This window comes from Peptoniphilus olsenii (genome assembly GCF_040545475.1).
Lineage (GTDB): Bacteria > Bacillota > Clostridia > Tissierellales > Peptoniphilaceae > Peptoniphilus_A > Peptoniphilus_A olsenii.
This window is the reverse complement of record NZ_JBEPMA010000003.1, coordinates 56,196-77,238: the sequence shown is the minus strand read 5'-3', so window position 1 is coordinate 77,238 and position 21,043 is coordinate 56,196. Positions and strand designations below refer to the sequence as shown.

The window sequence follows — 21,043 nt, the reverse complement described above, 5'->3', positions numbered from 1 at the left end:
TTTCCTTAACCAATAAACATTATTACATTATTCGCAATATTTGTGCAATGCCAATACCTAAAAAGTTTCCTACTGCTGCACCAAGCACACCCATAAGCACACCGATGCCAGCATAAGATTGATCATACGCAGAAGCTACAATAGGAGCTGAAGCAGAACCACCTAAATTTGCTAAAGATGCAGTGAATACCATACATAAATCCCAATGAAATATCTTGGAAAATAAAAACATCAGTACAACATGAACTAAAAGTATAAATAATCCAAAAACTACCCACATAGGAGCAGTCAATAAATCCACTATCGATGCAGTAGATGCCAGTAGAGATACAACTGCATAAAGATAAACATTAGATAGTTCTTCAACTGCAGGCACCTTGCCTAAAGGTGATAATGCACATATTAATCCTAAAATTGTGACAAATAAAGTTGTTATAGTTCCCTTATCGAACATCTCCAATCCCACAGAACTTAACCCATTATTTAAAGATGCTCCTACATATTGAGACACTGCCGAAACTATTAATGATAGACCAATTAAAAATATCCAATCAGCTGATGTTGCAATATTTTTATCTTTAGATATTTCTTGAGCCGCTGCATCTGCAACTGCTTGAAGTTTAGATGTATCTGCCTTAGTGATTTTATTCCATTTAGGAGCGTATCTAACTGCCAAAAGCAATAATGCAATCCATAAAGAATAACAAACTGTGTCAAGAGCTAAAGCACAACTATATGCTCCTGCATCAACTGGTAATGCAGCTTGCATTGCAGCCATATTTGCAGATCCGCCAACCCAAGAAGCATAAAGTGCCGCTACAGCTGCCCATGTATCATTGCCAAGAGTTGATTTGAAAATAGGATATCCAACTATAGTACCTACAAAAAGTGTAAAAGAACAAGCTAAAAATATGGTAACCATCCTACCTCCAAGTTTAGCTAATTTTCTAAAGTCACAACGTAATAACATAACAAAAATCATAGCGTACAATAAATTATTTTTTAGAACTGCATATGTTTCAGAGCAAGCTTCGGAATCATAAAGTCCCATTGTACAAAAAGCCATATTTAAAACATATATGAAAACAAGTGGAGGGACAACATTAAATATTTTCCATCCAGTATACTTCTGAATAGCAAGTAGCGAACCTGCTAAAAACATTAGAAACGCTATGTAAGTAAAGCCATTGTTAATAACCATAAAAACCTTCCTTTCTTAGTTAAAAATCCAAAATAATTAATCTAAATATTTTATACCTTCCAATCTTTTGATTCCAAGACCATAATCATTGGAAACCAAAATATCTTTCTCATTAAATATAGAACCGCCAACTATAGGGTCTTCGGTACATAATATTGGTCCATCTAAATCAAATTTTGTTATAATCTGTTTTGCACAAGCAAGGTGCACTGCAGCGTTTACACTTATTTTAGCCTCTAGCATACAACCAATCATACATTCTATCCCTGCAAGTTCTGCAAGAGATGTTATCTTTAAAGCATTATAAATGCCTCCACATTTCATCAATTTAATATTTATCATATCTGCAGCTTTCATTTTAACAATTTCAAGGGCATCTTCTGGCGAAAATACACTCTCATCAGCTAAAACAGGTACACATGAATTATCTGTAACATATTTTAAACCTTCTAAATCGTGAAATATAACTGGCTGTTCAACTAATTCTAAATCAATTAATTTATCTTCCATTTTGTCCAAAATACGTACTGCTTCTTTCGGTGTCCAAGCCTGATTGGCATCAATTCTTATCATAGGTTTTTTACCTACTGCTTTTCTAATCTCTAACAATCTATCAACATCTAAATTTGGATTCACCCCAACTTTTACCTTTAAAACATCATAACCTTTATTTACAGCACAGATTGCATCTTGTGCCATTTCTTTAGGCGAATTAACACTTATTGTTATATCAGTCTGAATTTTCTTTCTACTAGAACCTAATAATTTATGCACTGGTATTTTATAAAGTTGTCCATATAAATCCCATATCGCCATGTCACAAGCAGCTTTAGCACTTGTATTTTTTACGATGCATTTATTCAAATCGATAAGTAAATTCTCAAAATCATCAATATCTCTTCCAATTATTGTTTTATTAATATGATCTTTAAAGGCCGCTACAATCGATCCTGTAGTCTCGCCAGTAATAGCACCTGTTGGCGGAGCCTCCCCGTAACCAATATTTCCTGTATCTGTATGTATTTCAACAATAACATCTTCAATACTATCTACAGATCTTAAAGCTGTTTTAAATGGAACTCTTAGTGGAACAGATAATATCCCCAATTTAACTTTTGTAATTTTCATATTTTACTCCTTTCTACACTAAAAAAGCCCAATAAAATACATTAGATATTTTACTGGGCTTCAAAAAGATTCTTGAACTATTGTGTATAGCTCACACAAATTGATACAGTCATATATTAACTTTATTATATTATACACCGGGTTTATTGCTTTAGTCAACTACTTAGATAAGATTTTTGATTGTTTTTTAAAGAGCATTAAAAAAGGGCCCCTCAGGACCCTATTAATTTATACTTCAATTATTCCATAATTTCCGTCATTTCTTTTATATAATACTTCTACAGATTCTGTATCTGCGTCTAAAAATATGAAAAATTTGTGATTTAATAATTCCATTTGAAGAATTGCTTCTTCTTCGCTCATTGGATTAAGTTCGAATTTTTTTCTTTTCACGATTTTATTTTCTTCTTCCAGTCTATCGTCAATTAAATCGAACCTAATTGTTTCGTTGTTTTGATATCTCTTTTTAAGTTTAGTTTTATGTTTTCTTATTTGCCTTTCTAATACATCCACTGCGTTGTCAATTGAAGTGTACATATCGTCTGTTGTTTCTTCAGCTCTTATTATTGTATCAGGTAAGAATACAGTTACCTCGACAGTTTGGTTATCTTTTTGTGTAGAAAATACTACTCTCGCATCTATTTCTTCTGAAAAAAATTTTTCTAATTTAGAAAATTTCTTTTCCGCCATATCTTTCAAGCTGTCTGTAAGGTCTATGTTTTTTCCAACAAAATTAAATAACATAAACGTCACTCCTTCCTTCTTTACATTATTTTTACCCAAATTTTTCTTTTTATATCAATTTCTACTTTTACATATTAAATCGCAACAATTTCTTTAACTCAAAGCTTTTTGGGGTAATATTATAATTAAGTATAATTTTTGTTATGGTGAGAATATGAAAAAAGAAAACCTACCTTTTAGCAATAAAATAAATTACAATTACAGAATTGGAATGAGAGCTATAAAAACGGCACTTGCTGTTGTTATTGGGCTTTATGTGTCGCAACTTCTTAATCTCAATTCCCCTATTTTTGTTTCCATAGCGGCTGTTTCTACAATGAAGCCTTCCCTGTCGGAATCTTTAACTGATACTAAAAAAAGGCTTTTTACTTGTGTTTTTGGTGTTCTACTTGGATATTTATCTTCAAAGTTATCTCTACCTTATATTTTTGAGCCTCTGATTGCTGGTTTATGTATTATACTTACAATATATATTTTAGTTGTATTAGATATGAAAGAAATGACTCAACTATCTTGTATTGTTTTTGTTGCGTCTTTTGCTGCTGAGTCTAAGCTTGTTTATGCTATTAATAGAATTTTGGGAACTTTCGTGGGGATTGTCGTTGGCGTTTTGGTAAATTATTTTATTTCCTCTCCCAATGTTTACAAGGACTTTTTTGAATCTATAAAGAAAACTTATCGCTGTGTTAATAGAACTTTAAGGGCATTAATAGTAAATGAAGAATCTGATTTATCGGAATTTAATGCTGATTATAAAAATTCTATAACTCTTTATAATTTATTAAAAAAAGAAGTTAAAACACCATTCCACCATGATATTTCAATTGCCAAGGAGAAAAAGATGATGTCTCTGTTGGATAGTATTTCAGTTCGTTTAGAGGTAATAACCAATATGAAGAGTGAAAAACTTAATCCTAAGGTTGTAGATGAGCTTCAGAAAAGGTACAATTTAGATAGAGAGTCCAATATTAATGATTTGTCTGAAATAGACTTAGTTAATAATTATCATATTGAATCAATTTTAAAATATCTAGATGAATTAAAGGAATTAATAGGTGAAGATTAGTGACAATGCAAATTTTTGATATATATACTACTTACAAAAATCTTGTTAATGAAGCGGAACAACATATACAATTGCCTACTTTGAATATAGGAGATGATGAAAAACAAAAAATCATTTCTCCTTTTGCTAAAGAAGATTATTCTGCTTGGCTGCTTTTTGATAATAAGAAAAATAGATATCTTCTCAGAAATTATTTAAATAAATTTTCAGCTACAAAAAAACTTAATTTTTCCAAAGATTATGAGATTGACAAATTTGAAGATATTTTATGTTCATCTTATGTTTCAATTTTTAAAATAGATAAAAAAGATGATAATTATTCATTAAAAGATTTGTTAACCAAGGATGAGTTCGATATTATTTATACTCCAATACTTGAAAAATTGACTTCAAGTTATGCTTCTCTTAGAGTAGTCAAAGTAGATGATGTGTTTTTGACTTTAAATGTTGTCAATAATATTGAAGAATTTTTGGCTATTCCACTTTCTGAGGAGTTATTAGGATTTATTAATTCAAAAACTCACGCAAATAATACAAGAGATCATATAATTAAAACGCTTAAAGAATTTCTGCCTGATATCCTTGCAATTTGCTATATTGTAAATTCAAATATAGAAAAAGATAGTATAGCTTATCAAAATGCAAATGCTCTTTACGTTTTAAGTGAGGCTTTTAATCCATCTGATTTTGAGTTATTTAATTTTTTCATAGAAAATTATAATTTTAAGGGAGCTGAAAATATAGAAACACTCCCTAATATTCTTCTTTTCTCTTTTGCAGATTTATATGTTTATTATCTTAAACCACGTTCATTGAGTTTTAAAAATTATAATATAGACTATAGCGATATAATAGAAGAACAATGTAGTGAAGGTTATTATGTAACTAAGGAATCCTTAAAAATACACATCAATGCACTCTATGGTTTTTATACATTATTAAAAGATAATTCCAAGAATGTAGATTTTATACTCAAAAGTTTAGAAAAGACCAAAAATAATATTTTTAAATATCACAATTTGTTAAATTCATCGGTGTCTGGTTTTTATATTGACCAGGATATTTATAATTGTTTGGTAGAGTCTAATTTTACTGACGAAAATTCTTTCTTAGAAGACTATGAAGCTTTTTTAGATTATATAGATTACTACTATGTAACTGTCCTTACAAGTGGAGATATTTCTCCTAAATTATTAAAAGATTTATCCTCTGAATTGGAAATAATACCTACCAAAGATGTTAAAACAGTTAAAAACCATCATTTCCCACTTTTGCAACTTTTTATAAATTTTTCATTGGAAAAAGGTATTATTGAAAAAGAAAATTTTGACGATATGAGTTATTTAACTCCGACAGATATTGTTGAAAAATATTTAATTTCTCCTATAGAGGTGAAGATGACTTTTTGGATTCAGGCCATATTAAATGAAGAGTTTTCTAATAAAACTTTTAAAAATGATGCTAACAAATATTCGGATTTTATTGTAGATTTCATAACTAACTTGAACTTAAATAAAAGAATAGAAAAAATAGATATTAAAAAAGAATTTTTACCTCTTGTTGATATTCTAATAAGAGCGGGGATAATTAAAAAAGATAGATTTTATAAATTGACAAATTTAGGCAAAAATTTATACAATCTTTTTTCTAAAACTAAAAAGAAAGATAATATTATAAGAGTCGATTTTTCTAATTAATTTAATGAAAAGTAAGTATAATTCACCCCCTATATGGGGGTGTTTTTATACTAAGGTATAAATATTTTTTATTTTAAAGTTATAAAAAATCTAGGTTCTATATTTGAGTCTTCAAATTCAATTTCATAACCTAATTCTTGTGCAACTTTTCTTAGAGGATAATAATTAATTCCATTTTGTGTGAAAGCTTTTATTTTTTTATCATTAGCTATAATTGTGTCGTTTGTAATTTTAATTATTTTATCTTCTCTTTTATACATTTTATTTTTATCCACAATTTCTATTTCTTCTGCGAGTTGGCTAATAATATGTTCATCTATATAAATATAATTATCATGTAAAATTAATTTATTTATATATGAGATTTGTTTATCCTTGTCTTTTAATGTAATCACTGCAAGATTATCATATGTTGACAAGAAAAACTTATCATACTCTTTATCTGAAACTTCTACAAAATTTTTTGGTAAATTAACTTTTTCAGTGCTGTTTTGTAGTTTTATATTAGTAGTTCCTTTTATATTCATTTTGTCTTTATCTTCGCCCATGAAAATATCAAAATCCACATCAAAATCAATTGCATTATTGCTATTTGATTTAAAAGTAAATGTAGTGCCTTTTAGCATTTTTATAAAGATATCTACTTCTTGATTTGTAGAATTTTTTAGCAAATTATTTAAATCTTTCATAGTAAAAGTTTCTTTGTCACTTAATGTGATATTTACAAGTCTAACTATATCTTTTTTAATATCTTCTCGTGAGTTAATCTTTTCTACGAATTTATTATATTTAGATAAATCCTCAACTTTTATTGTAAATGAATTTACCTTTTGTGCATTTATTAAGCCTTCTTCTCCTAAAAACTTAGTTATATTCAAAACTATTTCTTTAAATTCTTGGTCTTTAAATAATTTTAAAATTTCATTTATAAAAGTAAAATTATATTTCATCTCGAAGCCAAAAGGTTCTTTAGCACCTAATTTTACATAATCATTTTTAACTTCTTTAAGTGAAGCAGATGCTCTATCCCCTGCAATATCTCTTAAAGTTTGTGTATCAAAAAATGTAGATTTTTCATCATAATAAGAATCAAGTTTGAAATTCTCTTCACTCGATTTTAGATTTAATTTATAATTAGATTTGCCACCGTCAATTATTCCTCTAATATTCGAATCACTGTAATAATCGTCTTCATGTGGTATTTTTATCGTGAAATTCGTATCTACTTTTACTTCGTAATTGTTCAAATTAATCTCATCTAGCTTATTCATTCCATCAAAATTTAAAAGCAATTGAAAAACTGCCATAATTATACTAAATACTCCTGTGCTCAAAAAAGCCATTTTATCACTCCTTTTATTCAGTATAGCATATAAAATAATATTAAGTAAACGTTTTTATTTTTATTAAAAAAAAGTGCTGATTTTTCAGCACTTTAATATTTTAATATTTATTAGTCTGCACTATATGGAATAAGCGCGATTTGTCTTGCTCTTTTGATAGCTACAGTCATTTCTCTTTGGTGTTTAGCATTTAAGCCTGAAATTCTTCTTGGAAGAATTTTACCTCTATCAGAAATGTAATTTCTTAGCATATCTACATCTTTATAGTCGATTTTTTTAGTTTTATCTTTTTCAAATGGATCGACTTTTCTTCTTCTGCCAAATCTTCTTTGCATTTATTTTACCCTCCTTAAAATGGAATATCCTCATCGTCAATAGGGAAAAAACCGTCGTTGTCATCTTTGCCAACACTTGAGAAGTCATCGTTATATGCAGAATTTACTGGTTGGTTAGTTTGATTTGGTGATGAAAAACCACCTTGATTTTGGTTAAAGCCACCTTGGTTTTGTGAATTACCACTAGATCCAACAAAAGTAATATTATTTACCACAACATCTGTTGTATAAACTCTTCTGCCATCTTTTTCATAAGAACCTGTTTGAATTCTACCTTCAACGCCAATTTGACCGCCTTTTCTAAAATAATTAGAAATAAGCTCTGCAACAGCTCCAAACGCTGTACAAGAAATAAAATCAGCAGTTGGCTGATTATTAGCTTCTGCTTCTTGTCTTTTTTGTTTACTAAGTCTTCTGTCCACAGCGACAGTAAATCTAGCAATTGCTAAACCATTTTGACTATAACGAACTTCCGGATCTCTAGCTAATCTTCCTATTAAACAAACGTTATTCATAATAACTCCTTATTAATTTTCAACTTTTACAATCATTTGTCTCATTACTGGGTCCATGATCTTAGCAAGTCTATTAAGTTCTACAATATCTTCTGGTACAGTTTCAAATTCAACGAAAATATAATAAGCTTCGTTTTTATATTCGATTTCATAAGCAAGTTTTTTCATGCCCCATTCGTCGATATTTAAAACTTTTCCATTTTTTTCGATTGCATTCTTAAGTCTGTCGAAAGAAGTATTTCTTTTTTCTTCTTCCACTTCAGGATAAAACATAATCACCGCTTCGTATTTGTTCATACATACACCTCCTTTTGGTCTTTACGGCATAGTTTTTCTCTATGCAAGGATTTCAATCTTTGATATTATATATTATAGAAAGAAAATAGTCAAGATTTTTTAGAGGTGTATATGATTAATAAAAAAATAATTGTTTCTGAAAAGAAAAACATCGCTCTTGTCGCCCACGACCACAAAAAGAAAGAATTGCTAGATTGGATAAAAAGACATGAAGATAAGCTTATGGGGCATAATTTTATAGGTACTGGAACTACAGCAGCTATAATTTCAAATAAAACTTCACTAAATGTAAAAAGACTTTCATCAGGACCTCTTGGAGGCGACCAACAACTAGGAGCTTTGATATCAAAGGGCAAAATTGACATATTAATATTTTTTTGGGATCCTCTAGAAGCACAACCCCATGACCCTGATGTAAAAGCTCTACTTCGCATTTCTACTCTATATGATATAGCAATGGCGACATCACCAACTACAGCAGATTATATACTTTCATCCCCAATGTTTGATGAAAAATATGAAGTCCGAGTTTTAGACAGTGAATATTCAGTAGAAGAAAGAATTGAAAGAGACGATTTTGAAGACTAAATATATATTTAGCATAAATAATTTTTAGGAGGAATATTATGGATTACAAAAGATTTAACAACACAATAATAGCTCGCTTTGATATAGGCGACGAAGTACACGAAAAATTAAAAGAGATTGCTACAAAAGAAAATATAAAATTAGCTAGCATTTATGGCCTTGGAGCTACAAACCGATTTATAATTGGTTCTTTTAAAGTGTCAAATAAAGATTACACAGAACATGAATTTACAGGTGACTTTGAAATACTATCACTTATTGGTAGCATAAGCACAAAAAATGGCGAGTATTATCCACATCTGCACATAAGTTGTGGTGACGACAAAGGAAAAGTTTTTGGCGGCCATCTGAAAGAGGCCTACATTAGTGTAACTTGTGAACTTACGATTAATATAATTGATGGCATTGTTGAAAGAGAAGTTGACGATGTTACAGGAATTAATATTTATAAATTTGACTAGCAAAACTATTGGAATATAATATCCAATTAAAACGGGATACAAATATAATATTTGTTGTTTTGAATTGATATTAGTATTAGTAATATTTTTGTATTTATAAATTTTAAGTAAATAAAATTATAAATCTTATACGAATTTGTGATTTAAAATGGATATTTATTCACAAATTCGTATTTTGTTTTTTAAAACTAGACTAAAATCTATTTTTAATGTATCCTATCTATATCACTTAAATAACGAAACTATTTGGAGGAAAAAATGAATATTTTAGAAGAGAGAATTTTAAAAGATGGTTACATTTTAGATGAAAACATTATAAAAGTTGACTCCTTTTTAAACCATCAGCTCGACATAAAATTTTTATCTGAACTTGCAGACATTATAAAAGATTATTTCAAAGATAAAAAAATAAATAAAATACTTACCATAGAAGCATCAGGTATAGCACTAGCTACAATGCTTTCTGAAAAATTTGACTATGCTCCAGTTGTATTTGCTAAAAAACAAAAAAATAAAAATTTAGGCAAAGACGTATTCGAATCTCACGTTAAATCTTTTACTACAGACAAAGAATACAGAGTAACTGTATCTAAAAAATTCTTATCACCTGATGATAATCTTTTAATAGTAGACGACTTTTTGGCAGAAGGCAATGCTTTAAAAGGTCTAATTGCAATTGCCAAACAATCCGGTTCAAATATTGAAGGCATAGCAGTTGCAGTAGAAAAGGGATTCCAAGAAGGTGGCAAAATTATTAGAAATGAAGGACACGATTTGCTTTCACTTGCCATAATCGACTCAATAGAAAATGGAGAAATAAAATTCAAATAAATTTCTTATCTACAGATTAATAATAACAAAGTAATAAAAACGGGACCCTATCAGTTTAACACTAGACAGGTTCCGTTTTTAATTTAATATTTGTTTTTTAATAAACCCCAATAATCCTTTTTTCACACAACATAAATTAAAAATCTTAGCGACTGGATAATTAAACATTTTTTGCCGTTTTTCTCTTATCTAGTGCAAAAATAATCGCATATACCGCAATTATCAAAACAATATATGACCAATTTAGTGTAGGTTCTTCCCCTCCTAAAAAAATGATAAATATATTCCTACCAGAGGAGCAATTGCTATTTTCTGGCGTCTTTTAATTAAATATAATGCATTATTATTGTGATTTTTATAGTAATCAATAATTTGTGGAATAGCAAAAATAACACCTATCAACATACATATAGAAAATATTTCTAAATAAATTCTCATATTAACCTCCTTATCTAATTCCAGTATGTAAACGATTTCCCTGTAAAAATATCATAGCAAAGGCTAACCTATTAATCAATAAATAAAAAAACCTGTCACATTTATATTAATATAAACATGACAGGCTACATTATTAAAATTGTGGATTATTATATTTTACTTTAAATACATAAAAGTTTTCGTTTAGCATTGTTATAAGTGCATTTTGATGATCGATATTTTTAGTATCAACTACAATATTTACAATCATTGAATCAATTGTGTCACTAACTACATCTATATGTTGACCAATTTGTACAATATTTGCACCTTCTGTTTCCAAAAGTTTTGTAAGCTTAGTAAGTTCGCCTGGGGCATCATTTAATTTAACTCTAAGTTCCATTCTTCTATTTGTCTTATAAAGACCTTTTTCTATAACTTTAGAAACCCTAGTAACGTCAATATTTCCACCTGAAAGTACACAACAAACTTTTTTGCCTTTGTGATTAAATTTTTTATACATTAAAGCTGCTACTGTAGATGCAGCTGCTCCTTCAGTTATTATTTTATTTTTTTCTAGCAGTGTAAGTATAGCTGAAGATATTTCTCCTTCTGTAACTAGAACTATATCGTCCACTAATTCTTTTGTCATTTCAAAAGTTATGTCACCAGGAGTTTTTACTGCAATTCCGTCAGCAATCGTTGAACCACCTTTTACTGTTACAATTATATCATCTTTGATGGATTCATACATTCCTGGTGATATTTTTGTTTGAACTCCTATTATTTTAATATCAGGATTTATACTCTTGGCAGCAAGTGCTATACCAGATATTAATCCGCCACCACCTATTGGAACAACTATTATATCCACTTCTGGTAGCTTTTCTAGAATTTCTAGACCAATAGTTCCTTGACCAGCGATGACTTTTTCATCATCAAAAGGTGCAATAAAAGTATAACCTTCTTCTTTAGATAATTTATCTGCATAAGCTGCTGCATCATCAAAAGAATCTTTGACAAGAACAACTTCTGCACCATAATTTTTTGTTGCAGAAACTTTTGAAAGCGGTGCATGATATGGCATACAAATTATAGAGTCAATTCCTCTTTCTGTAGCAGACTTTGCTACTCCTTGTGCATGATTACCTGCAGAACAAGCAACCACTCCTTTAGAGGCTTCTTCTTCTGAAAGTGTAGCTATTTTGTTATAAGCTCCTCTCAGTTTAAATGAGCCAGTATCTTGTAGTACCTCAACTTTTAAGTAAACATCTTCACCTAAATTTGGTGCATAAACAACTGGTGTTTCTTTGATATGTCCTTTAAGTCTCTCCTTAGCGTCATAAATCTCTTTTACATCCATCATTTTATTAACCTTCTTTCTTGTGATGTACTATGCTAACAAATTTATCATCAACTAATATTTTTCTTACCCTTTTTTCAAATTCAATGCGGCTCATCCACACAACCCTGTCACAACCAAGGCATTTCAATTTTATATCGACGCCTTTTCTTGCAATTTCCCATTTATTTTCGCCACATGGATGTCCTTTTTTTAAAGTGACAATGTCACCAAGTTCATAATATAACATATTACCTCCAAATTTCATTTTTAATTCTAGGAGTCTTTATATTTTCATCTTGCATTGTTTTTAATATTGTCGATCTAATTGCATATTCTAAATCGTATTGATCGCCTTGTTTTGTAAAAAATACTAAAGTCATCTTGTAATAATCAGATGCATTTTCAGTCACTCCCCAAAAAATTGGACCTCTAACCATCTTTTCATCTTTAGAAAACTTTTCGAGTGCTTTTCCGATTTTCATTTGAACCTGTTCTGGATTTTCAGAATTGTCTATATAAAAATCTATTAACCCTCTAGCTTCTCCTCTTTGTTTATTGGCAACAATCTCAATTTTGCTATTTGGTATTATATGAATGACTTTGCTAAAATCTCTTATTTTTGTTACTCTAAGACCTAAATATTCAACTATACCTGTTATTCCTTCGATAGTAACTAAATCTCCTACAGCATATTGGTCTTCAAATATAATAAAAAAACCATTAATCAAGTCTTTGACTAAATCCTGTGCCCCAACACCTATAGCAAGTGAAAATACTCCAAGTGTTGCTAAAATTGGTGCAATAGAAATATTGAAGACACTCATTATTATTGTAATTCCAATAAACATCAGGACTATTTTTATTATTCTTCTTATTAAATATGCCACAGTCACAATTCTATTGTAAGAACCCATCTCTTTTATTTTATCCTGATTTAACTGTCTATTAATAAATTTGTCGGCAAGACTTAAAATAATAAAAATTGTCGCTATGACTATTCCAACAACGGCAAGTCTTTCCCAGGTCACCAGTCCATCAAATGTAGATCGAAGTGCAGTATCTGCATCTCTTACAACTTCTTGTGTATTTTGTTCCAAAAAATCACTCCTCAATATAATTTGTATCAAGTGTTGCTTCTTTATCTGATATGAGATTTGTGCTTATAACTCTATACAAATTAAGTTCCCCATTTCGAAGTGCTCCAATAGTTAGGCCATTAATTTGCATTTTATCAAGCGAATATCCAAGTCTAGTATAAAACTCACCACGTGTTCCTATTTCTCCACCAATATCACTAGGTCCATAAACATAAAGTGAACCCGATACATTTTCCATGTGATTTACATTGGCAGCTATTATCCTCTTATCAACAGGATTTAATTTGTAATTAAACTCTGTAATTATCCCTGAATGGAGCAGATAAGTTTTGCGACCATCTACTAATATATCAGAAATATTTGGAACATCAGATGTATATATATTTTCATCATCTATTAATCTATATAATTTTTGATTTGTTAAAAATAAAGTCGAGTTTTTAGAATGATTTACAAACATTACAATTTCATGAGCTAACTCTTTTTTATATTTCTCTTCACCATTAAACCTATAAACCAAACTAGTGTAGCCGTTTGCATGAGTCACTAATTCTGAGACAGAATAATTTTCTTCTGTATCTATATCATAAGTCAAAATTTGATTTCCCGTCTCGTAAACTTCTGTAAGTGTTGTGTCATTGTTTAACATTAGTAGCTTTTCTTTATCTTCATCAATTATATGAAAAATCACATTTGCATTTTCATAAGAAATATTAAAGACTTCGCCCTTTATCTCAATTGTACTAAGGGGCTCTCCTAGTTCAGAATACATATGCACTTTTCCTAAATCTTTTTCATATAAAAAAGCATAATTATTTACAAAAAAAGCTTCAATATCTTCATCATCACGATGCACTTTTTTTATAATATTTCCTTCTTTATCACTTATGTAAAGAACAGGATCTGCCCAAACAAAAACAGATTTATTATTTATATTAAAATCTTTAATAGGTTCTGTCACGGTGATGCCTTTAAGTCTTATCACAGCTCTTTTTTTATAATTATCTCCAAATATTGCAAACAAAATAGCAATAATAAATATAATTATAAGACCCATAAAGAAGTGTTTGCGATTTAATTTCAATTTCTCACTCCCTTTTTTATTATAACATTATTAGATAAAAATTCATATTTTTGTCACAATTTACAGAAGATTTAATATTAATACTAAAAACTATTTTAGGTATGATTGGTCATGAATAGAAATTAATTTCGCAATCCATATAAGGAAATTAAAAATAAAAAAAGAGGGAAACCCCTCTAAACTAAACTATAATTAAAATTTTAAATATCCCTACTATTAAGGGTATTAATAATGCTGGAAGAGCATTTGCAAGTTTTATATCTGTTATTTCAAGTATATTTAAACCTATAGCTATAATCATAAGACCTCCAATACCAGAGATGTTATTGATAATTTCTTCCGTGAGTATTGGAGCAACAAAGCTCGCCAATAGAAATATTAAACCTTCATAAATTAATACTGGAATTGCCGATATACAAATGCCAACACCAATGCTCGCTGCCAAGAAAAAAAGCAGAAATCAAATCGAGTACAGATTTTGCAATTAGTATCTCATCATTTCCTCTAACACCTGATTCAAGAGGACCCAAAATACTCATAGATCCTATACAAAACAAAAGAGTGCCCATTACAAAGCCTTGTACAAAATTAGATTCATTACCTTTTACATATTTATTTTGCATGAATACAGCAAAATCTTCTATACTTTTATCAATATCTAAATATTGACCAATTAATACGCCAACCACTATAGAAGAAAGCATTATTATTGTATTTCCCTTTAATGCAGAACTCATTCCAATAACTATTGTGCATATAGCCAAAAATTTCATTATTTGAGTATGAATATGCCCAGAAATTTTATCTCCAATTTTAGCACCAAAATAGCCGCCAATTAATATTGCCAAAGCATCGATAATAACCGCCATTTTACTTACCTAACTTATTTTCTCTACCATAATAGAACAAATACTGATTGGCAAATCCTGCATTTTTCCCAAATACATCTCTGCCTCTTTCAGCAATTTTTGTCTTGGGAGTTTCTTTTTTTAAATATAATTCTTCCATAACTCTTTTTATCCATACATCTACAGGAAAAGATTCAACCCTGTCGTATGCAAATAGCAAAATACAGTCACAAACTTTGGGACCCACACCAGGTAAGAGTTGCAAATAAGCTCTTGCAGACTCCAAATCCATTTGGGAGATTTTATCAATATCTACCTCCCCCGAATAAATCATCTTTGAAGCTTCAACTATTCTCTTGTCACGAAACCCAACACGAGCAAATTCTCTCAAATCATTGGGATTTGCTTCAGAAAGGCTTTTAGCGGTAGGAAATGAATAATATTTTCTATTTTCATCCTCTAATATAAATTCGCCATACATCTCGGATATTTTCTCTATAGAATTTTTTATGCGTGAAATTTGATTGTTGGCAGAAATTATAAAAGATATAATAGTTTCAAATTTATCTTGATTTAAAAGTCTAATTCCCTTTCCATATTCCATGGCATCCCTTAAAGTTTCGTCTATTGAAAGCTCTCTGATTACATCTTTATAATTTCTATTTAAATCAAAATAATTCCAAAATATATTTTTGAAATCTTCTTCACTTACTCCAGTAAGAATTATTTCATCATTGTTTTTTTTAGCATTGGCAACTTTTCCATTTGTCACAAAAGTGAAAGACTTATCCTCTTCTTCATACCATCTAAATGCTTGTCCACATGTGAAAATATCACGAGGATCAAATTCATCTACACTTTTAATTATAGTGGTATTCCCCACAAAATTTAATTCCATAATTTCCTCTTTTCCCTAAAAAAACCTATTATTTTAAAATAATAGGTTCAAAATTATAATTCTTTCATAAAATAAGAAAGAGTCATAAGAGAATCATTAAGTCTGATATTTTCAACTGCAATTTTCCCTTGAACTTTCAAATCGTAAGGAGAAAAGTTCCAAATACCTTTTATTCCAGCATCAACCAAAATATCCGCAACTTCCTTGCATGCTTCCTTGGGTACAGTTATAATTGCAACTTCTACAAGTTCATCTCTTATGTAATCTTTAATTGTATCCATAGGTCTTACTGCAATTCCAGAAACATCCTTTATACTATCATCTATATCAAATAAAGATGTAACTTTAAAGCCACTTTTCCTAAACCCTTTGTATCTAGCAAGTGCAGACCCAAGTCTACCCGCTCCAACAATAATAGTATTATATGTCTTATCTATACCTAAAATTTTATCTACTTGTTCTTTTAACTGCTTAGTATTATATCCGTAACCCTGTTGCCCAAAACCGCCAAAATTATTTAAATCCTGTCTTATTTGAGAAGCACTAAAACCCGTTATAAGACTTAATTCTTTAGAGGAAACTCTCTCAACTTCATTTTCAATTAACTCGGTCAAATATCTGTGATAGACAGGCATTCTTCTAATTACAGTTTCTGAAATTTTATTTGAAAACTTATCCATTCCTTACCTCCAAACTGTGTTATTATTATAACAGACTTTAAATTTTTTGTAAATTTCAATACTTATAACTACATAAATTTTCATTACTTTTAAATAATTTTTATTTTGATAAAATGTAGAAGGAGGTTAAAATGCCAATACTAGCACTTACAAAAATAAACAAATCATATATAGATGAACAGACAATTAAATCAGCCAACATGATTGTCGAAGAAAACGACAAAATAGGTTTAATAGGAATAAACGGGAGCGGAAAATCAACTCTATTTAAAATAATAACTGGCGAACTATCTTACGATGACGGTGAAATATTTAGAAAAAAAGATTTGAAAATAGGTTATCTCGAACAACAACTAAATTTAGATGCCAACGGAACAATTTATGAAAATTGTCTGTCAAAATTCGACGAATTAATTGAATTAGAAAAAGAATTAGAAAAACAAACACAATTAATAGCACAAAATCCAAACAACTTAGAAGATGAATTAATCAAATATTCCAAAATGCAAGAAGAATTTGACGAACGAGAAGGATACTCTTACAATTCTAAAATTAGAGGAACATTAATAGGACTAGGATTCTTAGAAAACGACTTTTCAAAAGATATATCTACATTATCCGGCGGACAAAAAGCAAGAGTTGCACTAGCAATGCTTCTCCTAGAAGAGGCAGATTTATTATTGCTAGACGAACCCACTAACCATTTAGATATATCAGCGATAACTTGGCTCGAAAAATACCTAAGAGAAATTCGAAAAAGTGTAATAATAATTTCTCACGACCGATATTTTTTAAACAATATTGTCAAGAAGATTGTACTCCTAGAAAATGGAATAACAAACACATATATAGGTGATTACGACAACTTCAGCAAACAGCGTAAATTAGATTTTGAACTTTTAAAAAAACAATACGAGGACCAGCAAAAAGAAATAAAAAGACAAGAAGAAATAATAAAAAGATATATGAATCTTGGCAGAGAAAGATTTATAAGACAAGGAAAAAGCAGAAAAAAAATGCTGGATAAAATGCAAAAACTCGAACCACCTAAATCTAATAAAAAAACTAATTTGAGATTTACTACCAAAAAAACATCAGGTAAAGATGTACTTATAATAGAAAACCTAAAAAAGAGTTTCGACAATCATTTAATATTTGAAAATATAAATGCCAATGTCTACAAAAACGACAAAGTTGGACTAATCGGTCCCAATGGAGTAGGTAAATCAACCCTGTTTAAGATTATTGAAAAAAGTCTTAAACCAGACGAAGGACAGATAAAAATCGGATCTAATGTAGATATTGCATTTTTTTATCAAGAACTCGATAACTTAAACACAGAAAAAACAGTAATGGACGAAATATGGGACGAATTTCCAAAACTTGAACATTTTGAAATTAGAAAATATCTAGCAGAATTTTTATTCGTAGGTGATGATATTTTTAGAACCATAGACGAATTATCAGGGGGAGAAAGAGGAAGACTCTCCTTATTAAAAATAATGTTAAAAGGTGCTAACTTTCTAGTCCTTGATGAGCCAACCAACCACTTGGACATAGACTCAAAAGAAATATTAGAAAATGCCTTAGAAAAATATGATGGAACTGTATTATCAATATCTCATGACAGATATTTTCTAAATAAAACATCAAATAAAATATTTGAAATGACTCCCACATCAATTAATGTATTTTTGGGTGATTATGACTATTATGTAGAGAAAACCACTACAGAAAAATTCCCTGAAGAAGAATATATCTCAAAAACAGAGCTGAATAAAAGAAAAAAAGAAGAACGTGAAATTAGAAACAAAAATAAAGCATTAAAAAAAGAAAAACAAAATTTAATGAAAGAAATACAAAAATTAGAACAAGAGTTATCAACAATAGATAAACAACTCGCCGATAATGAGACTTATAGCGATTTTAATTTGGCAAAAGAATTATCTAGCAATCGAGAAAAGGTTGAAAATAAGCTAAATACTCTATATGACAAATGGATAGAATTAGAAGAAGATTAATTATTTCAAAAAATGAATATCAACAGCACTTCTTCTCATGAGCACTGTATCCACAAAGTTATTCACATTATCCACAAAATATTATTAACTTATCCCCAAAAAATAATGCACAAAGCATCAACAACAAAAAAATAAATGCTTTATACACAAAAAAGCCCATGAATTTCACAAAAACTATAAAAAACATACAAACTATATACAAAATTATCCACAAAAACAAAAAAATGTGGATAAAGTTATCAAATACAAAATAGGAGGCTGCTAAAACCTCCTACTTTTTTTGTGCAAATTACCTCTCTAATTAAAATTATCTAAATACCAAACTAACCAATATAGAAATACAATAATTAATTTTCAAAACGTATAAAATTTTATAAATCTTTTTATCAATCCTTTTAAATTTCTATATATATTAAAAAATTTTCAATTTATAATTAAATTATTTTAACTCTAACTAGTTTTTACTACACACCTGCGATAAAATATGTTTGAAATAATACCCATTTAAAAAATTATCTGCATCATTCACACATGAAAATAAAAATAAAATCCAAAACATTACATGGTTAGCATCCTTGAGAACTTATCGTTTTATTTATAATTAAGTTATGAAATCTTGTACTTCTAAAGTTATATTTTTTTAAGTCAAAATACAAATGGTCTTTAGTATAAAAAAAAGACTCCTCCAACGGAGAAGTCTAACCTTTAAATTATTTTTATTATTTTAATTTAATTAAAACTGAATTTGTGCAAATATTGTTATTATCAATACATTGATAATATCAATAGCAAATGCTCCTACCATTGGAAGTATAAAGTAAGCTTTTGGAGCTGGACCAAATTTTTCAGTTATTGAGTCCATATTTGCTAGTGCATTATATGTTGCACCCATTCCAAATCCACACATTCCTCCAGCAAGCACTGCCGCATCATAGTCACTACCCATTACTTTAAATACTACAAAGTAAGAGAAAAGTGCCATAAATGCAGTTTGTGTAAATAATACTATAAGCATTGGTCCTACAACAGCTTTAAGTTGTGTCAAATCAATTGTGATTAAAGCTATTGATAAAAATACATTAAGACCAATTGAACCGCAGATATCGTTAGCTCTTTGATTCATTTCAAATACTTTTTTTCTGCCAAGTGTATTTACAAATAGTCCACTGAAAATCATCGCTGCCACATATTCAGGTAAATTAAGTGGAGTTCCCGCTATTGAAACATTATCTTGTAAGAATTTCTTTAAAATTACTCCAAGTCCTACTGAACAGAAAATAAGACAAAGCACTTTTAAAAAGTCATTTACATTAAGTGGGGCTTCGTGTCCACCCTCGTCTACTACTTCTTCAGACTCTGGAGCAACAAAAAGATCTGCATTCGGCTTAAGTCCATGTCTTTTAATTCTTGCAGAACCTATTGGTCCACCAATAAGTGAGCCCATGATAACGCCAAAAGTAGCTGCCGCTAGAGCAATAACTGCCCCAGATTCAAGGCCTGCTGCTTCAAGATCTGGTCCCCAAGCTCCTGCTGTACCATGTCCACCAACCATTGTGATAGAACCACATGCAAGTCCAAGAAGTGAATTTTGACCAATTAATTTAGATACACCCATACCAATAATATTTTGGCAAACCACTAAAACAACAGAGACTGCAAGGAAAATAAAAAATCCTTTGCCACCTTTTTTAAGTGTTTCAAGATTTGCACCAATACCAATTGAAGTAAAGAATACCATCATAAATGGATCTTTTAAAGTTACATCCATATCAAAAGTTGCAATCCCATTAACTTTTAAAATCAAATGGATAATCGCGAATAAAAAACCACCAATTACTGGGGCTGGAATACAAAATTTTTCAAAAAAGTTTATTTTGTTTCTCAAAAAACGCCCAACATAAAGCATAATGATTGCAATTGCAGTCGTTTGCATCATGTTAGTTGAAATCGTGTAGATCCCTTCCATTATATACCTCCCTTTTTTACTTTTAGTGGTCATCTTATGTATAAATAGTAAACCACTACATAATAGAATAATAAGCTACGCTTATTAATATAACAAAATGTTTTCCTGGTGTCAATACAATTTTTAAAATAAATTTTACAATATAATTTTGTATTATATATTGATACACTTTCATATACTCAGTAAAAGTAAGTGTTGCAAACGGCTAATTATCAGCATTTATCATTTTGTAAAATTCATGAAAATGTTTTTATTTGAATTTATATTTATTTCATATTTAATGACTAAAAATACAATATTACTTCCATTTAAATTGTGATTTTTGTTAAATTTTTTTATGTCTTATTTATTTTTTGTTTTCTATTAGTAAATTTATATAGTCATTTTTTTACTTTCACATAAAAATAGAAATAAAATAGAGTATTGTATTTTTGTAAAACAATTTTATAAAAACTGATTTACTTTGTGTAAAAAATGTAAA

General features: G+C 29.4%; 23 protein-coding genes. 6 read left to right on the top strand and 17 right to left on the bottom strand.

Features of this window, described 5'->3' with window-relative positions:
- Nucleotides 1-22: 22 nt before the first annotated feature.
- From ABID14_RS03680 to hpf, 3 genes are all read right to left on the bottom strand, one after another.
- Nucleotides 23-1,201 carry a DUF819 family protein gene (locus tag ABID14_RS03680; protein WP_354367255.1) on the bottom strand — a complete coding sequence of 393 codons (1,179 nt, stop codon included), beginning with the start codon at nucleotides 1,199-1,201 and terminating at the stop codon, nucleotides 23-25.
- A gap of 36 nt (nucleotides 1,202-1,237) precedes the next feature.
- On the bottom strand, nucleotides 1,238-2,329 hold the full coding sequence (locus ABID14_RS03675) for a dipeptide epimerase (RefSeq protein WP_354367253.1): 1,092 nt from the start codon (nucleotides 2,327-2,329) through the stop codon (nucleotides 1,238-1,240).
- A 228-nt stretch (nucleotides 2,330-2,557) separates the two neighbouring features.
- Entirely contained in the window at nucleotides 2,558-3,073 is a 516-nt protein-coding gene (gene hpf, locus ABID14_RS03670; RefSeq protein ID WP_354367251.1) for a ribosome hibernation-promoting factor, HPF/YfiA family, read from the bottom strand.
- 154 nt (nucleotides 3,074-3,227) lie between these two features.
- Between hpf and ABID14_RS03665 the strand changes: the two genes are divergently transcribed.
- Nucleotides 3,228-4,139 (top strand): FUSC family protein, encoded by a 912-nt coding sequence (locus ABID14_RS03665; protein WP_354367249.1) that lies wholly within the window; start codon nucleotides 3,228-3,230, stop codon nucleotides 4,137-4,139.
- Nucleotides 4,139-5,836 carry a hypothetical protein gene (locus ABID14_RS03660; RefSeq protein ID WP_354367247.1) on the top strand — a complete coding sequence of 566 codons (1,698 nt, stop codon included), beginning with the start codon at nucleotides 4,139-4,141 and terminating at the stop codon, nucleotides 5,834-5,836. Before ABID14_RS03665 ends, ABID14_RS03660 begins: the two co-directional genes overlap by 1 nt.
- Before the next feature lie 68 nt (nucleotides 5,837-5,904).
- Here ABID14_RS03660 and ABID14_RS03655 read toward each other — a convergent pair whose 3' ends face one another.
- From ABID14_RS03655 to rpsF, 4 genes are all read right to left on the bottom strand, one after another.
- On the bottom strand, nucleotides 5,905-7,179 hold the full coding sequence (locus tag ABID14_RS03655) for a hypothetical protein (protein WP_354367245.1): 1,275 nt from the start codon (nucleotides 7,177-7,179) through the stop codon (nucleotides 5,905-5,907).
- A gap of 110 nt (nucleotides 7,180-7,289) precedes the next feature.
- A complete protein-coding gene (gene rpsR, locus ABID14_RS03650) occupies nucleotides 7,290-7,514 on the bottom strand; it encodes a 30S ribosomal protein S18 (RefSeq protein WP_354367244.1) in 225 nt (74 codons plus the stop codon).
- Between the two features lie 14 nt (nucleotides 7,515-7,528).
- The gene (locus ABID14_RS03645) at nucleotides 7,529-8,029 is read right to left on the bottom strand and encodes a single-stranded DNA-binding protein (RefSeq protein WP_354367242.1); all 501 of its coding nucleotides are present in this window, start codon (nucleotides 8,027-8,029) and stop codon (nucleotides 7,529-7,531) included.
- A gap of 12 nt (nucleotides 8,030-8,041) precedes the next feature.
- Complete coding sequence (gene rpsF, locus ABID14_RS03640) at nucleotides 8,042-8,326, bottom strand: 30S ribosomal protein S6 (protein WP_354367240.1); 285 nt, start codon at nucleotides 8,324-8,326, stop codon at nucleotides 8,042-8,044.
- A 111-nt stretch (nucleotides 8,327-8,437) separates the two neighbouring features.
- On the opposite strand from rpsF, the gene ABID14_RS03635 reads away from it, so the two are divergent.
- The 3 genes from ABID14_RS03635 (at nucleotide 8,438) to ABID14_RS03625 (ending at nucleotide 10,206) form a co-directional block, all read left to right on the top strand.
- Nucleotides 8,438-8,914, top strand: a complete 477-nt coding sequence (locus ABID14_RS03635) for a methylglyoxal synthase (RefSeq protein ID WP_354367238.1) — start codon at nucleotides 8,438-8,440, stop codon at nucleotides 8,912-8,914.
- Nucleotides 8,915-8,952: 38 nt separating this feature from the next.
- The gene (locus tag ABID14_RS03630) at nucleotides 8,953-9,375 is read left to right on the top strand and encodes a PPC domain-containing DNA-binding protein (protein ID WP_354367236.1); all 423 of its coding nucleotides are present in this window, start codon (nucleotides 8,953-8,955) and stop codon (nucleotides 9,373-9,375) included.
- A gap of 258 nt (nucleotides 9,376-9,633) precedes the next feature.
- Nucleotides 9,634-10,206, top strand: coding sequence for a xanthine phosphoribosyltransferase (locus tag ABID14_RS03625; RefSeq protein ID WP_354367234.1), 573 nt, complete (start codon nucleotides 9,634-9,636; stop codon nucleotides 10,204-10,206).
- Nucleotides 10,207-10,470: 264 nt separating this feature from the next.
- Here the strand turns inward: ABID14_RS03625 and ABID14_RS03620 are convergent, their stop codons facing one another.
- The 9 genes from ABID14_RS03620 to ABID14_RS03580 form a co-directional block, all read right to left on the bottom strand.
- Nucleotides 10,471-10,644: a hypothetical protein gene (locus ABID14_RS03620; RefSeq protein WP_354367232.1), complete on the bottom strand. Its 174-nt coding sequence runs from the start codon at nucleotides 10,642-10,644 to the stop codon at nucleotides 10,471-10,473.
- A gap of 133 nt (nucleotides 10,645-10,777) precedes the next feature.
- Nucleotides 10,778-11,986 (bottom strand): threonine ammonia-lyase, encoded by a 1,209-nt coding sequence (ilvA, locus tag ABID14_RS03615; RefSeq protein ID WP_435529946.1) that lies wholly within the window; start codon nucleotides 11,984-11,986, stop codon nucleotides 10,778-10,780.
- Nucleotides 11,987-11,993: 7 nt separating this feature from the next.
- A complete protein-coding gene (locus ABID14_RS03610; protein ID WP_354367228.1) occupies nucleotides 11,994-12,215 on the bottom strand; it encodes a DUF951 domain-containing protein in 222 nt (73 codons plus the stop codon).
- A 1-nt stretch (nucleotide 12,216) separates the two neighbouring features.
- Nucleotides 12,217-13,065 carry a mechanosensitive ion channel family protein gene (locus tag ABID14_RS03605; RefSeq protein ID WP_354367226.1) on the bottom strand — a complete coding sequence of 283 codons (849 nt, stop codon included), beginning with the start codon at nucleotides 13,063-13,065 and terminating at the stop codon, nucleotides 12,217-12,219.
- A 4-nt stretch (nucleotides 13,066-13,069) separates the two neighbouring features.
- Nucleotides 13,070-14,149, bottom strand: coding sequence for a hypothetical protein (locus tag ABID14_RS03600; RefSeq protein WP_354367225.1), 1,080 nt, complete (start codon nucleotides 14,147-14,149; stop codon nucleotides 13,070-13,072).
- Between the two features lie 181 nt (nucleotides 14,150-14,330).
- On the bottom strand, nucleotides 14,331-14,594 hold the full coding sequence (locus ABID14_RS03595) for a DUF554 family protein (protein WP_354367223.1): 264 nt from the start codon (nucleotides 14,592-14,594) through the stop codon (nucleotides 14,331-14,333).
- A complete protein-coding gene (locus ABID14_RS03590) occupies nucleotides 14,536-15,018 on the bottom strand; it encodes a DUF554 family protein (RefSeq protein WP_354367221.1) in 483 nt (160 codons plus the stop codon). The genes ABID14_RS03595 and ABID14_RS03590 overlap by 59 nt, the downstream gene beginning before the upstream one ends.
- A 1-nt stretch (nucleotide 15,019) precedes the next feature.
- A complete protein-coding gene (locus tag ABID14_RS03585; RefSeq protein WP_354367219.1) occupies nucleotides 15,020-15,895 on the bottom strand; it encodes a DNA-3-methyladenine glycosylase family protein in 876 nt (291 codons plus the stop codon).
- A 53-nt stretch (nucleotides 15,896-15,948) separates the two neighbouring features.
- Nucleotides 15,949-16,575: a redox-sensing transcriptional repressor Rex gene (locus ABID14_RS03580; RefSeq protein WP_354367217.1), complete on the bottom strand. Its 627-nt coding sequence runs from the start codon at nucleotides 16,573-16,575 to the stop codon at nucleotides 15,949-15,951.
- Between the two features lie 131 nt (nucleotides 16,576-16,706).
- Here ABID14_RS03580 and ABID14_RS03575 point away from each other — a divergent pair, with 131 nt between their 5' ends.
- Entirely contained in the window at nucleotides 16,707-18,596 is a 1,890-nt protein-coding gene (locus tag ABID14_RS03575) for an ABC-F family ATP-binding cassette domain-containing protein (RefSeq protein WP_354367215.1), read from the top strand.
- 733 nt (nucleotides 18,597-19,329) lie between these two features.
- Here ABID14_RS03575 and gltS read toward each other — a convergent pair.
- Nucleotides 19,330-20,562, bottom strand: a complete 1,233-nt coding sequence (gene gltS, locus ABID14_RS03570) for a sodium/glutamate symporter (RefSeq protein ID WP_354367213.1) — start codon at nucleotides 20,560-20,562, stop codon at nucleotides 19,330-19,332.
- Nucleotides 20,563-21,043 lie beyond the last annotated feature (481 nt).

Excerpts from the sequence above, each read along its gene's own strand:
- ABID14_RS03680 (WP_354367255.1), bottom strand. The coding sequence starts at position 1,201 with ATGGTTATTAACAATGGCTTTACTTACATAGCGTTTCTAATGTTTTTA.
- ABID14_RS03590 (WP_354367221.1), bottom strand. The coding sequence starts at position 15,018 with ATGGCGGTTATTATCGATGCTTTGGCAATATTAATTGGCGGCTATTTT.
- rpsR (WP_354367244.1), bottom strand. The coding sequence starts at position 7,514 with ATGCAAAGAAGATTTGGCAGAAGAAGAAAAGTCGATCCATTTGAAAAA.
- hpf (WP_354367251.1), bottom strand. The coding sequence starts at position 3,073 with ATGTTATTTAATTTTGTTGGAAAAAACATAGACCTTACAGACAGCTTG.
- ABID14_RS03580 (WP_354367217.1), bottom strand. The coding sequence starts at position 16,575 with ATGGATAAGTTTTCAAATAAAATTTCAGAAACTGTAATTAGAAGAATG.
- ABID14_RS03620 (WP_354367232.1), bottom strand. The coding sequence starts at position 10,644 with ATGAGAATTTATTTAGAAATATTTTCTATATGTATGTTGATAGGTGTT.
- gltS (WP_354367213.1), bottom strand. The coding sequence starts at position 20,562 with ATGGAAGGGATCTACACGATTTCAACTAACATGATGCAAACGACTGCA.
- ABID14_RS03645 (WP_354367242.1), bottom strand. The coding sequence starts at position 8,029 with ATGAATAACGTTTGTTTAATAGGAAGATTAGCTAGAGATCCGGAAGTT.
- ABID14_RS03575 (WP_354367215.1), top strand. The coding sequence starts at position 16,707 with ATGCCAATACTAGCACTTACAAAAATAAACAAATCATATATAGATGAA.
- ilvA (WP_435529946.1), bottom strand. The coding sequence starts at position 11,986 with ATGGATGTAAAAGAGATTTATGACGCTAAGGAGAGACTTAAAGGACAT.
- ABID14_RS03635 (WP_354367238.1), top strand. The coding sequence starts at position 8,438 with ATGATTAATAAAAAAATAATTGTTTCTGAAAAGAAAAACATCGCTCTT.
- ABID14_RS03610 (WP_354367228.1), bottom strand. The coding sequence starts at position 12,215 with ATGTTATATTATGAACTTGGTGACATTGTCACTTTAAAAAAAGGACAT.
- ABID14_RS03675 (WP_354367253.1), bottom strand. The coding sequence starts at position 2,329 with ATGAAAATTACAAAAGTTAAATTGGGGATATTATCTGTTCCACTAAGA.
- rpsF (WP_354367240.1), bottom strand. The coding sequence starts at position 8,326 with ATGAACAAATACGAAGCGGTGATTATGTTTTATCCTGAAGTGGAAGAA.
- ABID14_RS03630 (WP_354367236.1), top strand. The coding sequence starts at position 8,953 with ATGGATTACAAAAGATTTAACAACACAATAATAGCTCGCTTTGATATA.
- ABID14_RS03665 (WP_354367249.1), top strand. The coding sequence starts at position 3,228 with ATGAAAAAAGAAAACCTACCTTTTAGCAATAAAATAAATTACAATTAC.
- ABID14_RS03655 (WP_354367245.1), bottom strand. The coding sequence starts at position 7,179 with ATGGCTTTTTTGAGCACAGGAGTATTTAGTATAATTATGGCAGTTTTT.
- ABID14_RS03585 (WP_354367219.1), bottom strand. The coding sequence starts at position 15,895 with ATGGAATTAAATTTTGTGGGGAATACCACTATAATTAAAAGTGTAGAT.
- ABID14_RS03625 (WP_354367234.1), top strand. The coding sequence starts at position 9,634 with ATGAATATTTTAGAAGAGAGAATTTTAAAAGATGGTTACATTTTAGAT.